A 13,558-nucleotide genomic window follows, 5' to 3' on the forward strand; every position below is an offset into this window, starting at 1 on the left:
GAACTGTTTCAATGCGGCCATTATTGCTATCACCAGAGCGGCGAGCCCCATTGCGGAAGTCCACTCGGACTCCGGTGTATATGCAAACCAAGAGCCCTTCGATGGATATTTACCTAGCGTGATAAGCCTCATTATGGGCCAACCAATAGGAAAGCAAATTGCGCGAAAAATCACTTCGATCAGTATATCAAGCACGCTTGTACCTCCTTGCGCTGGGCGATACAAATGATTGTAGCGTCTGACCATTCCATTGGAGGTTACGCGATGGCACCCAACGGTGCGGCAACAGCTCAGCAATCTCGCTTACCCGCTGCGTCGGCAGGCGTGTGAGAACGTCCTTCAAATAAGCATACGGATCATGCCCGTTGAGCCGCGCCGATTGGATCAAACTCATGATCGCAGCCGCACGTTTGCCGCTGCGTAACGAGCCTGCGAACAGCCAGTTTGAGCGCCCAAGAGCCCATGGCCGGATTTGATTCTCGCACCAGTTATTATCGATGGACACAGCACCGTCATCGAGATAGCGCGTCAGCGCTACCCAGCGTTTGAGGCTGTAATCCAACGCCTTGGCGATGGCCGATCCCTCAGGCACAAGCTGCCTCTGGGCGATCATCCAGGTATGAAGTGCGTCGATAATCGGCGCTGCTTTTTCCTGCCGTATTCGCTGCCGAACACCCGGTTCCAGCTCGCGTACCTCTCTTCGCGCCAGGCGTCAGCATTTGTACCGGAGTTTCGTCAGCGTGGACGACGCTGTGCGTCAGCACGGCTTCGCGCAGCGCATCAACCAGCGGCTGTAATTGCACGCCGCAGTTGCCCACCCACTGCGCCAAGGTCGAACGGGCGATGGGCAGCCCGGCGCGGCCGAAGATTTTCTCTTGGCGATACAGCGGCAGATGGTCGGCGAACTTGGCCACCATGATGTGGGCCAGCAGGCCCGCTGTCGGGATGCCTTTGTCGATGACGTGCGCCGGTACCGGCGCCTGTATCAGCGTTTCGCACTGTTCGCAGACCCACTTTCCACGGATGTGGCGCTCGACGGTGAACACGCCGGGCGTGTAGTCGAGCTTTTCGCTGGCATCTTCGCCGATGCGCTTGAGGGCGCAGCCGCACTGGCAGTGGCTGTTGTCAGGCTCGTGATGAATCAGTGTGCGAGGAAACTGCGGTGGCAGCGGTGCGCGCTTGGGTTGCTGGCGCACTTTGGCTTCGACAGCTGCCGGTTGCAGCGCCTCAAGCTCCGCTTCGATAGCCGCGATATCGGTATCTATCATATCGTCGAGCAAGCTGGCCTGATCCGGACTTAGCTGCTCACTGCGCTTGGCAAACTTGAAGCGCTTGAGCAGCGCGATCTCGTGGGTCAGCTTCTCGTTGACCGACTTGTGATGGGTGATTTGCTTGTCCATCGTCTCGACGCGCTGGATCAACTGCGCCGCCAAGGCACGCAGTTCTTCAGGGTTTAATTGATCGAGATTCGGATGCGAAGTCATGCCGCCGATTTTGCCAGAGAGGGCTCATGGCGGCGATAGACTGATGGGCCAATTGCGCTGGCAAGCGCGCCATGGCATACGAATTAGAGCACCGTGATGGCTCCTCCGGAACCGACGCGTTGCCAAGGTAAACCGAGCACTAAGGCTTGAAGTTGCTCTGCATCCAACTCGACTTCAGAGCCGTGCCGCGCGCCTGGCCAAAAGAAGCGTCCTTGATTCAAGCGCCGGGCTGCAAGCCAAATCCCCACGCCGTCATGCACCAACACTTTCATGCGATTGGCGCGACGATTGGCGAACAGATAGGCACAGTGCGGCTTCGCCGCACCGAACACCGCGACAACTCGCGCCAGCGCGGTTTCAGTGCCGGCGCGCATGTCCATGGGCTCGGTGGCGAGCCAGACGGAGTCGATGCGGATCATTGCGTTAGTCCGCGAACGAATCGGGCACAGCCATCAGGATCGGAGGCCGGCCATTTCACGGTCAACGTTCTTTGCCCGCATGACAACTCGATGCTGACGGACTTCTCGCTCTGAATGTTTGGTTCCAGCTTCACCGGCAAGAAAGCGGGCAAATCAGTGAGCTTTTGATCGCGGTAAAGCGGCAACCATTTGCGCACGACGTTAGCGTTGATGCCGTGACTCATTGCGACACTGGAAACAGAGGCGCCCGGTTGGAGGCATTCTTGGACGATTTGGTTTTTGAAGAGCTTTGGATAAGAGGTTCGTTGGCGCATGGTGATCCGCTTGTGGGTCTAAAAATGGTGTCCACTTAAATAGGTGGACACCATCGCCCTAAGCGATGGCGTCAGGAAGGCGTGTTTGCCGGACGCTTACGTCTCACCGCACCAGTTCGACCTCGCTCGGCCGCCACTCTTTCGTAAAGAACGATTCAAGCGGGCTGTAGAAGCGCAGGATCGTGCTCCAGCCTTTACCCGGAACGGTCTGTATCCAGTTGCCGTCGCTGACCTCTGCTGGCTTACTCGGGGCGAAGTACACGGTCGTGGAGCCATCGGAGTTCGCCACGGCGGCGGGCGTCGGATAACTCTGGCTGCCCGCACGCGGGTAGCGCTGCGGCGTGTCGAGCATCGAGCGGCTCTGATTGTCGTAGAGTGTCAGGGACCAGAACTTCTCCGCCGGGATCTTCGGCGGGAGCGTCATCTTGTAGGTCTTGCTCCCATCGAAGTATTCGCCCTTGGAATCCACAAACGCGGCGAGGTATTGCGAGCCGATGCCCGTCAGCCGCATAACCATCGCTGGGGTGATGCCGGTGGCGTAGAAGAAGAACCCCGTGCGCGCGTTGAGCATGCGATAACCGGTGGGCGGGTAGGGTGTGATGGTGCCGTCCGCGCTGACCTGTGGCGGCGGCGTTTCGAAGTTGTAACCGCCGGCAAAGAGCATGTTCGTCCAGGCGGAGCCGGGATAGTAAAACCATCCCTCGGATGGGCGCGCATTCCAGCCCAGGGTTCGACCCGTGGCCGATCCGATGGCCGCCGCATCGGTCAGGATTTTCTTCATCCGCGTATCCGGATTGAAAGGCTTGCCCTTGACGATGCCGATTGCGGCCAGCGAACCCATGATCTCCGGATCGAAGGAACCCTCCGGCTCCTTCTGGACCAGATCATTGATCATTTCGAAGTAGCTGAAGTCGCTCGGCGGAATGGTGGTCATGACCTTGCCGCTGCCTTCGGTGAACTTCACCGGCGGCGGGGGCTTGAGGAAGGACCATTCCAGTTTGTGCTCCGGGGTGCGCAGCAGCGTGGCTTTACCTTCAAGTGCCGAGCCAATGCTCGTGCCGTAGCCGCCCGGTACATAAGGGTAGACCTTGAGCGTCCTCTTGATGAGTGCAACCGCAGGCTTGGGGTCATCGTTCTCGAGGAATGACCGGCCTAACATCGTCGCTCGGTTCGTGCGCAGCCTGTTCACGAAGTAACCGTTCTCCGGAAGTATGCCTTTGTAGTCAGGCGGCACCAGTAGATATCTCCCGCCCTCGCCTCGGTCCGGCCCTGGCAGTCCGATGTCGGTCACCCAGCGGAACCAGATGTCGTCGATGACGCCGAGTGACATCGGAGGCGTCTCGACCACCAGTGGTCCATTGGTGACATCCAGATTGACCCAGAAATAGATGGTGTCTGCATTGGCAGTTAGGAACAGGGACTTTGAGTCCATCAGCTCCGACCAGATCAGGGCAGTGTTGTTCGGAACGCCGGCCTCGTTGAAGCCTTTGAAGATGGCCGCCACCGACGCGCCTTGGTAAGCGTTCACGAACGCCTCGACGCCGTGCATCAGGTCGAGGTTGTCGTAGATCTTGGCGACGGTCTCTTTGCTCGGCGCGCCGTCTTTGAACTCGAGCGTGCCGAGACTCGTCTGGATCTGGTCGGGCGTGGTGATTGCCGGAGGGATTGCGGAGGATGTCTGGGCTGTAGCTTCATCCGCGACGATGATGACGGTGGCGACGAGCACGGCAGCCAACACCCCGTTAATGAAAGTGCGATTGGTTATTTTCATTGGTTGATTCCTTTCAGTGCGTCTTTGTTGAGCTGCCTATTTCACCACCTCGACCTCGCTCGGCCGCCAGGTCTTGGCGAAGAACGGTGGAAGCGGGCTGTAGAGCCGCAGCATCGGGAAATAGCCCTTACCCGGCATGGTCTGAATCCAGTTGCCCCGTTTGACACCCGTAGGCTGGGTGGGACTGAAGTAAACTGTCGTGGAGCCGTCGGTATCCGCTTCGGCGGCGGGGGACGGATAGCTCTGGCTGCCCGCACGCGGGTAGCGCTGCGGCGTGTCGAGCATCGAGCGCGTCATGGTGTCGTAGAGCGTCCACGACCAGAAATTCGCCTGCGGAATGTCCTTCGGCAGCGTCACCTTGTAGGTCTTGGCGCCGTCGAAGTACTGCTTGTCGGCATCGACCATCGTCCACAGGTAGGTCGAGCCGATGCCCGCCACGCGCATGGCCATCGCGGGCGTGATGCCGGTGACGCCGTAGAAGAAAGACGTTCGCGCGTCCAACTGGCGGTAGCCGGTGGGCGGGTAGGGCTTGACGCCCTCGGGCGTAATTTCCGGGACCGGCGTCTCGAACTCGTAGCCGGAGGAGAACAGCATGTTCTGCCAACCCGATCCGGGATAGTAGTACCACGCTGGGTCGCGAGGCGCCGTAAACAGGGTGCGCGAGGTGGCATTGGCGAGCGCCACCGCCTCGGTGAGAATCTTCTTCATCCGCGCATCGGGATTGAACGGCTTGCCTTTGATGATGCCGATGGCGGCCACCGGTCCCATCAATTCCGGGTCGAGCGCAGTTGCAGGCTCCTGTTGCACCACCTCGTTAAGCATCTCGTAGTAGCTGAAATCGCTGGGTGGAATGGTGTTCATTACCTTGCCGCTGCCTTCGTGGAACACAGGCGGCGGCGGGGGGGTGATTTTGCCAAGTTTAGCTTTGCCGCTCAGGAACTCGGCGATGCTCGTGCCCTCGCCACCCGCTTCATAGGGATAGATTCTGGTCGTCTTCTTGATCAATTCGACCGCGGGCTTCGGATCGTTTTTCTCCATGAACGAGCGGCCCAAGAGCAGCACGCGGTTGGTGCGGGAGCGAGCGATATAGAATCCGCCCTCGGGCAGCGGACCGTCATACCCCGGCGGCAGGATGAGGTATTTCCCGCCTTCGCCGCGGTCGGGTCCGGGCAAGCCGAAATCAATGATCCAACGCCACCAAATATCGTCGAAGGTGCCCAGCGCCTTGGGCGGTGTCTCGACCACCATCGGGCCCTTTGAGATGTCTATGAAACTCCCGAAATAGACGGTATCGGCGTTGGTCGTCAGAAACAGCAACTTGGCATCCATCAGTTCGGACCAGATGATTACTTCGTTGTCTTTTACCGCGATGCTCAGAAAGCCCTTGCGGATGGCGGCCATGTTCACGCCCTGGTAGGTGTTCACAAACGCCTCGAACGCGCGCGTGAAGTCCAGATTGTCATAGACCTTGTCGATGGTCTGCTTGCTCGGCATGCCGTCCTTGAAGTCGAGCGCGCCGATGCGCGTCTCGACTTTGTCCGGTGTGCTGATCGACGCGGGAATAACGGGGCTCTCCTGCGCAGCAGTCAAGCTGGGTAGTGTCAGCACAATGCAGGCTGCAGGGACTGTCAGGAGCTGGATGAGTTGTTTCACAGTTTCATCTCCATCGTTATGGATAAAATCGTCCTCGCCACACTCGCGGCGATTTCACGCCAGCTCCTCGATCGCTACAACAACCAGCCATACAACTCTTGATAGCCCCTAAATGGGAGATGACGCCTTAAATTTTAGTGGACGCTGAAGGGAGTTATACGTTGAGGACAAAAAGTGCAGTCTGCTCGACCAGTTCGCGGCAGCAGATGAAGCATAGCCAATCATTTGTCATTGCTCGTTCCAACGACTGCTATTGGCCGATTTCTGCCTGTCGCCACCCTCAGTTATGTGGCTTGGGCTGGCGACCAATTAACATTGAGAGCGGTATGGAGTGATGATGTTAAATCCAGTCCGGGATACGACTACCGCCCCCTAATCTTTGAGGCTTCATTCGACACGAACCTGTTGGGTGATCCGCGGTAACCGAATGCGGTTTAATGCCCAGGCGGGTGAGCCAAGGGGAAGACCCACTTACATCGACTTGACCGATACCACTTCCACAAACCTGAATTTTTTTCTGGCAGTCTTAGTAGCTTCTTGTTCTGCAACTAGGGAGCTCAGCGTATCGGCCTCATGTATCATCTCGTGCATCTCACCTTCAAATTCATTTCCCACACGGAGCGTGACTCTCAACCTAGGTGTGAAGCCTTTTGAGACTGACTTTTTCTTCGCTGCCTTCACCGGTTGCACGATCACAACATCCGGGACTGTGTCCTGCACGTCAGAGTGAATTGCCGGCGCAGAGGGCTCAGGATCACCGAATAGCGCCCGGCGCATCTCATCTTCCATCAATTCTGTATTCATGCCATTTCTCAGAAGGGTGTTATCTATAACCTGATCGATTCTATCAGGATGACCAGACTCTGTTGTAAAGCGTCGCTGGGGTGAGACCTCAAGTGGTAAGGGCCAGCAGATACCGGCGAGTGTCAGCGTTTCCATCTGCCGCCTATCATTGCGGGCAGCTGTCGACCCATAACAGCCGGTCATTTAGGGGGACTATCCACTGATGGCCGGCATAAAAATCCTTCTCCATAAGCACGTTTGTTCAGTACCGCGCTGCCCCTTTAATGCAGCGCCTCTTCTTCTAGGTAGTTACCAAGACATTCAATAAAAGCCAGGAGTTTGCGTGTGTGGCGTCTGTGTGCCGGATAGATTACATGGACTGTAGAACCGAATTGCTCCGGGTCCGGGTCTGTATCGGGGAGAAGTTGCACAAGTTCGCCACGCCGCAGATAGGGAGCTGCACTCCACTGTGGACAAAATTGCAATCCCTGCCCATCCAGCAGCGCATTAAACAGAAGATCATAGTTATCGCTAGACAGGCGTGGGACGGGCTGAATTATTCGCCGGCGCTCGCCTTCATGGGTAAACCACCAGTAATGCGGGTTCAGTGCAGGGTGTCGATAGATCAACCAGTCATGTTGATCGAACGTTTGCGGTAGGACTTCTAGAGGCTTGCGCTCTAGATAGCGTGGGCTAGCGCAAAGTCGGATACGGTTGACGGTCAGTGGTCGGGCAATCAGATCCGGCCCCACAGGTCCGTCACGCACAGCAAGATCGTAGCTGCCCTCAAGCAGGTCCACGAACTCTTCGGTGAGGATTACCTCAAGACGCATCTGGGGGTATCTATCAAGAAAGCGACAGCACACCGCATTCAGAAACGCTGGAGCGTAGGACGGTGGCGCCGCCACTCGCAAGGTGCCACACATCTCCTGCTGGAGTTGGGCAAGATCTTCCCGAGCTTGCTGTAGCTGAATCAGCACCTGTCGAGCGCTTGCCAAATAGATCTGTCCGGCCTCGGTTAGGGCAATTCGGCGGGTAGAGCGCTCAAAAAGACGTGTGCCCAATTCCGTCTCAAGGTGGGTTACCGCCCGGGTCAGAGCCGACGTGGTTTTGCCCAGGTATGAGGCCGCGCGCGTAAAACTGCCCTGATCTGCCGTGGCGACGAACATAGTGATAGCGCCGAGCTGGTCCATTCATTTTTACCTTTCTGGAAAGTATGTCTTTCGGGGTTTAGGTATTCTTAACATTGCCTCCTTTGGATAGTCTCCCGAACACTCTAATAAAAAAAGGCGTTCAGGCAATGAAGAAGGTTCTCGGGACGACACTGGCAATTGCTGTCGCTTTTGCATCAATGGAAAGCATGGCGGCTGTCGACTTGCTCTTGTACAACGCAAAGGTGTTCACGGCCGAGCCAGGTCAGCCGCTGCAACAAGCGGTCGCGGTAGCCGATGGCCGTATCCTGAAGGTCGGCAGTGATGTCGAGATTCTTTCGCTCAAAGATGCCATGACCCAAGTGGTGGATTTGAAGGGTAAGGTTGTCATGCCTGGGTTCATTGACAGCCACAGCCATGCCATCGGTGGCGGGATGAAACTCAAGGCGGCCGACCTTGAAGGACAAATGCTGCCCTTCGACGAACTGGAGCAGCGTTTACGCGCGTGGCGAGATGATGGCAAGGCGCGACACGGCGACATACTCAGTATTAGTGGTTTTCCCTCTACCTACTGGAGTGAAGTGGCTCAATTTGAGAAACACTTCAATCACGGTGAATGGGCTGAAACCCCTATTGCGTTTATCGGCTGGGATTACCACACCGGTTGGGCCAACAAGGCGATGCTCAAGCGAGCAGGTATCGATGCCGAGCGGGTCAAGTCGCTCAAGGGCGAAGCCGTGGCGACCATCGGCCACCATGAGGACAGCACTCCCAATGGATTCGTCGCAGATGCCGGATTGTCTGCGGTGATGTCTCAGCTTCCTTCTCCTTCCTTCGACCAGTTGATGGCTGCGGGCCGGGCTGCACGCGACCTCAATCACAGCCTGGGCATTACGGCCCTGATGGACCCGGCAGCAAATACCATGCCTGGCGATTCGGTATTCGACTTCAAGCCTACAGCACAGACGTTGGGGGTTTTACCTGTCTACAAAACACTGTCGGAAAAAGGTGAGTTGGAGTTGCGGGTGGCTGCGCTGATGGTTGCCAATCCGAAGAGTAAACCTGCGGATTTGGAGGTGCTGGATCAGGTCAGGAAACAGTTTAGTGGCGTCGACAATCTCAGTCTGCCGGGCATCAAGATCTTCGCTGATGGCGTCGCCGAATTTCCTGCGCAAACCGCCTCGTTACTGACTCCCTACAAGAACTCAAAAAAGGGAGGCGAGTTGCTGATCGATCCCGCGCATTTCGGAGAGCTGGTCAGCGCCGCCGATGCCCGTGGCTGGCTGGTTCATGTGCATGCCATTGGCGACCGGGCGGTCCGCGAATCGCTCAACGGGATTGAGCAGGCACGCCACGACAGGCAGAGCGGTGTGACTCATTCGATCACCCATTTACAAATGGTCAATCCCAAGGAATTCACCCGCTTCAAGCCGCTGAACGTCATTGCTTCCATGCAGCTGTACTGGGCCTCTGCCGACGAATTGAGCATTGATTTACTCAAACCCTACATCAGTGCCATGCAGTTTCAGTTCATGTATCCGGCGCGCTCGTTGCTGAAAAATGGCGCAACCATTGCCGGTGCCAGCGACTGGCCTATCAGTACCCCCAACCCGTGGAAAGCCATAGGTCAGGCCATCAGCCGCAAAGGCCCCAAGGGAGTGCTCAACAAGGATGAGGATATCGATCGTGAAACGATGTTCTACGCCTACACCCGCAACGCCGCCCGTGCGATCGGTCTAGATAAGGAGATTGGCTCTCTCGCCGCGGGCAAACAGGCTGACCTGATCATCCTCGACCGCGATGTGTTCAGCGTGCCCGATGAGCAATTGGCTGACACCCAAGTGCTCAAGACCTACTTTTCCGGGCGCGAAGTCTACAGCCACCCATAACCTCCCAACGTATGCCTGACCTGTGCCCTTCGGGGCACGGGAAGAACGAAGTCTTGCCTGCCAATAATAATAAACAGGATTCGACCTATGCATCGCCTTGCCCTTACGACCGCTGTCTGCTGCACGCTTATGCCTTTTGCTGCCTGGGCTGTGCCGCTGACTGACGACCTGCAACTGGAGCTCAAGCCGCAGGTGGTCAGCGATTACCGCAGCCGCGGATTATCCATGACACTTGGCGACCCCGCTGCGCAGTTGGAAGCCACCTTGATACACAGTAGCGGTGCTTACGCGGGTGTCTGGACCTCAAACGTCGACTTTGGAATGAACCTGAAAACGCGGCTTGAACAAGATTACTACGCAGGCTTTTTCATTCCATTCAATGACGATGTCAGCCTTGATGTGGGGTATCTCAAGTACACCTATGCCAAGGAAGCACAGTTCAACATGAGTGAGGTCTACGCCATCCTCAAAGCCTACGGCTTCAAGTTCGGCAGTTATTACTCCAACGACTTGAAGAACTTTGTAGGGAAAGACCAGGACACGCTCTACACCTACTTGGGGTACAGCCATGAGATTGTGGATCAGGTCGGTCTGGAAGTCCGCTATGGCCGTTTCGACTTCAAGGATGATGTGTTTTTGTCAAACAGTGGCAAGGCTCGAGGTGATTATCACGAATGGGAAGCCAAGCTGACCCGCAGCGCATTTGGGGTCAACTGGGGCCTTAGCTACGTCGACACGGATCTTTCCAAGAGCGAGTGCGCGAGTTACTACGGTTACACCGATGTGTGCACGGCGACTGTAGTGGTCAGTGCCAGCAAGACGTTTTGATCAAACCTTCAGTTAAGAAACTTGCAACTCTTTAAAAAATAAGGCGGGAGATTTCGATGTACTTGACCCAAGGGTTGCATCGCCATATGCAACAGCGTCCCGAAATACCGGCCATTCGTTACCAGGGTCGTAGCCTGAGTTTTGCCCAGTTGGGCGATCGAGTCGCCCGACTGGCCGGCGCGTTAAAAGGCCTGGGCGTGAACAGCGGCGAGCGGGTGGCTATGCTTTCGCTGAACTCGCAGCGGTACATTGAATACTATCTGGCGGTCCCTTGGGCCGATGCCGTGCTCAACCCGGTGAACATCCGTTGGAGCGCTGCGGAGATCGTCTATTCATTGGACGATTCTGAAACCTGTGTACTGATCGTCGATGACAGCTTCATGGATCTGGCAGGAAAAATCAGCGCTGCTGCGAAAACCCTGCGTGTGATGATTTATGCCGGTGAGGGGGAAACTCCACCGGGCATGCTCAACTACGAAATGCTGATCACCCAGTATGAGCCGGTCGAAGATGCCCTTCGTAGTGGTGATTCTCTATTGGGTATTTTTTACACCGGTGGAACCACCGGCTTTCCCAAGGGGGTCATGCTCAGTCATAACAATCTCGTTCTATCAGCCCTGGCCACTTTCAACCAGACCGGGATCGGACCTCAGACTATCTACCTACACGCCATGCCGATGTTCCATATAGCCGATCTGTCGGCAATGATCTCTCTGTTCATTAGCGGAGGTACGCATGTGGTGTTACCGACCTTCAAACCGCAGGAGGTACTTGAATGCATCGGTATGGAACGGATCAGCAATACCAGGCTGGCGCCGACCATGCTGCAGATGCTCCTCGATTGGCGCGAAGTCAATCCTGCGGCAGCCAAACTTGATCTGAGCGCGCTAAGGAAGATCACTTATGGCGCTTCGGCCATCTCGCCGGCACTGCTCGATCAAGCCCGCCAGTCCTTTTCGGCAGCCGACTTCATCCAGGGCTACGGCATGACCGAACTGTCGCCCTTCGCATGCATCCTCGACGCCGAGTATCACTGCGAGGAGCATCAGCGCAGCGGCAAGATGTACTCGGCGGGATTGCCGGTCAACTGCGTCGAAATCCGTATCGTTGATGCCGGAAACCGGGAGGTGCCGCGTGGGTCCGTTGGGGAAATCATCGTACGCGGGCCGAATGTCATGCTCGGTTACTGGAACAACGTACAAGCCACTGCCGAAGCGTTGCGTAACGGCTGGATGCACACCGGCGATGGTGGCTACATGGACGAAGATGGCTTCGTTTTTATCTGCGATCGGCTGAAGGACATGATTGTGAGTGGCGGGGAGAACATTTATACCGCCGAGGTCGAAAACGCCATCGTCAGGCTTCCGGCTGTTAGCCAGGTTGCAGTTATCGGTATTCCCAGCGATAAATGGGGCGAGACGGTGCACGCAGTGATCGTTTGCAACCCTAGCGCACGTATCTCCGAACAAGAAGTTATCGCCCACTGCCGCGAATCCATTGCCGGTTACAAAGTTCCGCGTAGTGTTGAGTTCCGGGACTCGTTGCCATTATCCAGTGTCGGGAAAGTGTTGAAGACGGAACTGCGCAAGCTGTTCTGGGAGAACCGCGCTCGTCAAATTGCCTAGAACGCCGGTGCGCAATGAAGCAATTGGCTACTTGAACCGCGATAAATTGCATTGGCAGTAACACTGACGAAGTGCTGATTCAGAAGACTTGTTCGACTTGGCATTATCTGCACCCTGGATAGGGTGCAGGTCATCAGGCGACACGCGGCCATAGCTAGCGAAGGCTCTCCTATGGCTTTTTCGGCTTGGCCGCAATTGAAGTGGGAAAAGTTGCTTTAGGTCGTGAAAAATTTTGGTATTTAACGTGCAACAACGAAAACATCCCTGGAAGGCATCAGTTATTCAGGGGCACGCCTTGAACCTGATATCCGCAAATAATCAGGCAGAATTGTTGTTGTCGACAGACTGCTTTTGGCCGATTTCTGCCTTTCACCACCATCAGCTTTTGGTCGTCTGAAGCTGCCAGTCTTGATGAGAACTTACCAGTCTTCAGTTGAGGAACAAAAAACGGGGCCGAATGTACCTATCCCCACTTTTTTCGCTTGCTCTTCAATACGCCCAGCCTGCAGCACATCGTGCTTAGTAGGAAAGTGGCGTAAAAGGAAATAAGCGTTTTGTCTAACGCGTTCGGGCACTTCTGTGTCGCGAGCAAGTTCCGTCAGGAAAGCATGAGTTTGTGCGACGGACCTGCTCCGTTCAAATGGCATCGTCATTTAAGCCTCCACGCGTTGATGTCGTCAGTCCAATACAAGGCGACCAGATTCGCTCACCTATAGTCGCTCTATAATCGCTCTATAATTCCCTATAAACCTGCGTCGTAATCGTCCGCCTGTAGCGGTCTAATGGGCAGATCAGAAACGCGTGTTCGAAACGCAGCTTCAAAGCTCAAGCTTCCTGGTCTTACCCGTCTCTATCCTTTCGAGCAGCATCAACAGTACTTCGGCGGCAGCCCCCATCAGCATGAACTCCTTCGGTTCACCCATTGCAACGTCGACCTTGTTCACATGAATGACCGAAGCTCCAGACGCCAACGCAAGATCGGGAAGGCCTGCGGCAGGCATGACGATCCCGGAGGTGCCGACTGAGACCAGCAGATCGCAATCTTTCACCAACTGCACCGCAGTTTTCCAAGCCTGGGGCGGCAAATCCTCTCCGTACCAGACCACCGCAGGACGCATCTTGCCATTACACCGCTGACACCTAGGAGGCTCGATTACGGCACCCTCATCCGGTATAGCTGATTGATCTGGTGACACAACCGCAGGCCGATGGCAGGCGAAGCACTTGGGCATTGCCAAACTGCCATGCAAATGCACCACATTTAAAGAGCCTGCTCGCTCGTGGAGGTCATCAATATTCTGGGTGATAACAGAAACCTGGCGCTGTGGGTTAGCGAAGCGAGGGATTGCAAGATGCGCAGCATTTGGCTCTGCCTGAGCTACACGGAGCCTCCGCCACAAATACCATCCCCATACCAGTGCAGGGTTGTCCCGAAAGGCCTTGGCCGTCTCTAAATCCCTCGGATCGAACCCTGTCCAGATACCAGAAAGTTTTTCGCGATACGTGGGGATACCACTATCGGCGGAGATACCAGCGCCAGTGAAAAAGACCACCTTCTTGGCTTTCTGTAGTAGGTCTACAGCTTGCTCTATGACAGTCATGGTACCAATCTGCTCCTGGCTTACCGCTTTACGTTCACGG

General features: G+C 56.0%; 11 protein-coding genes and 1 pseudogene. 3 read left to right on the forward strand and 9 right to left on the reverse strand.

Annotated features, from left to right (window positions below; all coding sequences use genetic code 11):
• Positions 1-187 precede the first annotated feature (187 nt).
• From tnpC to ACA079_RS05885, 7 genes and pseudogenes are all read right to left on the reverse strand, one after another.
• Positions 188-1,484, reverse strand: a pseudogene (gene tnpC / locus ACA079_RS05855) (IS66 family transposase).
• Positions 1,485-1,567: 83 nt separating this feature from the next.
• Positions 1,568-1,903, reverse strand: coding sequence for an IS66 family insertion sequence element accessory protein TnpB (gene tnpB / locus ACA079_RS05860; RefSeq protein ID WP_497702880.1), 336 nt, complete (start codon positions 1,901-1,903; stop codon positions 1,568-1,570).
• Entirely contained in the window at positions 1,900-2,217 is a 318-nt protein-coding gene (gene tnpA / locus ACA079_RS05865) for an IS66-like element accessory protein TnpA (RefSeq protein WP_497461622.1), read from the reverse strand. Before tnpA ends, tnpB begins: the two co-directional genes overlap by 4 nt.
• 103 nt (positions 2,218-2,320) lie before the next feature.
• A complete protein-coding gene (locus ACA079_RS05870) occupies positions 2,321-3,988 on the reverse strand; it encodes a DUF1254 domain-containing protein (protein WP_497458392.1) in 1,668 nt (555 codons plus the stop codon).
• Positions 3,989-4,024: 36 nt separating this feature from the next.
• Positions 4,025-5,641, reverse strand: coding sequence for a DUF1254 domain-containing protein (locus ACA079_RS05875; RefSeq protein WP_201181170.1), 1,617 nt, complete (start codon positions 5,639-5,641; stop codon positions 4,025-4,027).
• Between the two features lie 471 nt (positions 5,642-6,112).
• Positions 6,113-6,445 (reverse strand): hypothetical protein, encoded by a 333-nt coding sequence (locus ACA079_RS05880; protein WP_497704283.1) that lies wholly within the window; start codon positions 6,443-6,445, stop codon positions 6,113-6,115.
• Positions 6,446-6,705: 260 nt separating this feature from the next.
• Positions 6,706-7,617 (reverse strand): LysR family transcriptional regulator, encoded by a 912-nt coding sequence (locus ACA079_RS05885; RefSeq protein WP_497401901.1) that lies wholly within the window; start codon positions 7,615-7,617, stop codon positions 6,706-6,708.
• A gap of 107 nt (positions 7,618-7,724) precedes the next feature.
• Here ACA079_RS05885 and ACA079_RS05890 point away from each other — a divergent pair, with 107 nt between their 5' ends.
• The 3 genes from ACA079_RS05890 to ACA079_RS05900 all read left to right on the forward strand — a co-directional run bounded on the left by ACA079_RS05890 (position 7,725) and on the right by ACA079_RS05900 (position 11,917).
• Positions 7,725-9,464, forward strand: coding sequence for an amidohydrolase (locus tag ACA079_RS05890; RefSeq protein ID WP_497401900.1), 1,740 nt, complete (start codon positions 7,725-7,727; stop codon positions 9,462-9,464).
• A gap of 87 nt (positions 9,465-9,551) precedes the next feature.
• Positions 9,552-10,292 carry a TorF family putative porin gene (locus ACA079_RS05895; RefSeq protein ID WP_497401899.1) on the forward strand — a complete coding sequence of 247 codons (741 nt, stop codon included), beginning with the start codon at positions 9,552-9,554 and terminating at the stop codon, positions 10,290-10,292.
• 56 nt (positions 10,293-10,348) lie between these two features.
• Complete coding sequence (locus ACA079_RS05900) at positions 10,349-11,917, forward strand: long-chain-fatty-acid--CoA ligase (RefSeq protein WP_497702881.1); 1,569 nt, start codon at positions 10,349-10,351, stop codon at positions 11,915-11,917.
• A gap of 419 nt (positions 11,918-12,336) precedes the next feature.
• Here ACA079_RS05900 and ACA079_RS05905 read toward each other — a convergent pair whose 3' ends face one another.
• Complete coding sequence (locus ACA079_RS05905; RefSeq protein ID WP_008017168.1) at positions 12,337-12,570, reverse strand: BPSL0761 family protein; 234 nt, start codon at positions 12,568-12,570, stop codon at positions 12,337-12,339.
• 165 nt (positions 12,571-12,735) lie between these two features.
• Positions 12,736-13,518: an SIR2 family NAD-dependent protein deacylase gene (locus ACA079_RS05910; RefSeq protein WP_497702882.1), complete on the reverse strand. Its 783-nt coding sequence runs from the start codon at positions 13,516-13,518 to the stop codon at positions 12,736-12,738.
• Between the last annotated feature and the right edge of the window lie 40 nt (positions 13,519-13,558).

This window comes from Pseudomonas sp. LBUM1645 (assembly GCF_059716185.1).

Coding starts and splice junctions, on each gene's coding strand:
- tnpB (WP_497702880.1), bottom strand. CDS start 1,903: ATGATCCGCATCGACTCCGTCTGGCTCGCCACCGAGCCCATGGACATG.
- tnpA (WP_497461622.1), bottom strand. CDS start 2,217: ATGCGCCAACGAACCTCTTATCCAAAGCTCTTCAAAAACCAAATCGTC.
- ACA079_RS05870 (WP_497458392.1), bottom strand. CDS start 3,988: ATGAAAATAACCAATCGCACTTTCATTAACGGGGTGTTGGCTGCCGTG.
- ACA079_RS05880 (WP_497704283.1), bottom strand. CDS start 6,445: ATGAATACAGAATTGATGGAAGATGAGATGCGCCGGGCGCTATTCGGT.
- ACA079_RS05885 (WP_497401901.1), bottom strand. CDS start 7,617: ATGGACCAGCTCGGCGCTATCACTATGTTCGTCGCCACGGCAGATCAG.
- ACA079_RS05890 (WP_497401900.1), top strand. CDS start 7,725: ATGAAGAAGGTTCTCGGGACGACACTGGCAATTGCTGTCGCTTTTGCA.
- ACA079_RS05895 (WP_497401899.1), top strand. CDS start 9,552: ATGCATCGCCTTGCCCTTACGACCGCTGTCTGCTGCACGCTTATGCCT.
- ACA079_RS05900 (WP_497702881.1), top strand. CDS start 10,349: ATGTACTTGACCCAAGGGTTGCATCGCCATATGCAACAGCGTCCCGAA.
- ACA079_RS05905 (WP_008017168.1), bottom strand. CDS start 12,570: ATGACGATGCCATTTGAACGGAGCAGGTCCGTCGCACAAACTCATGCT.
- ACA079_RS05910 (WP_497702882.1), bottom strand. CDS start 13,518: ATGACTGTCATAGAGCAAGCTGTAGACCTACTACAGAAAGCCAAGAAG.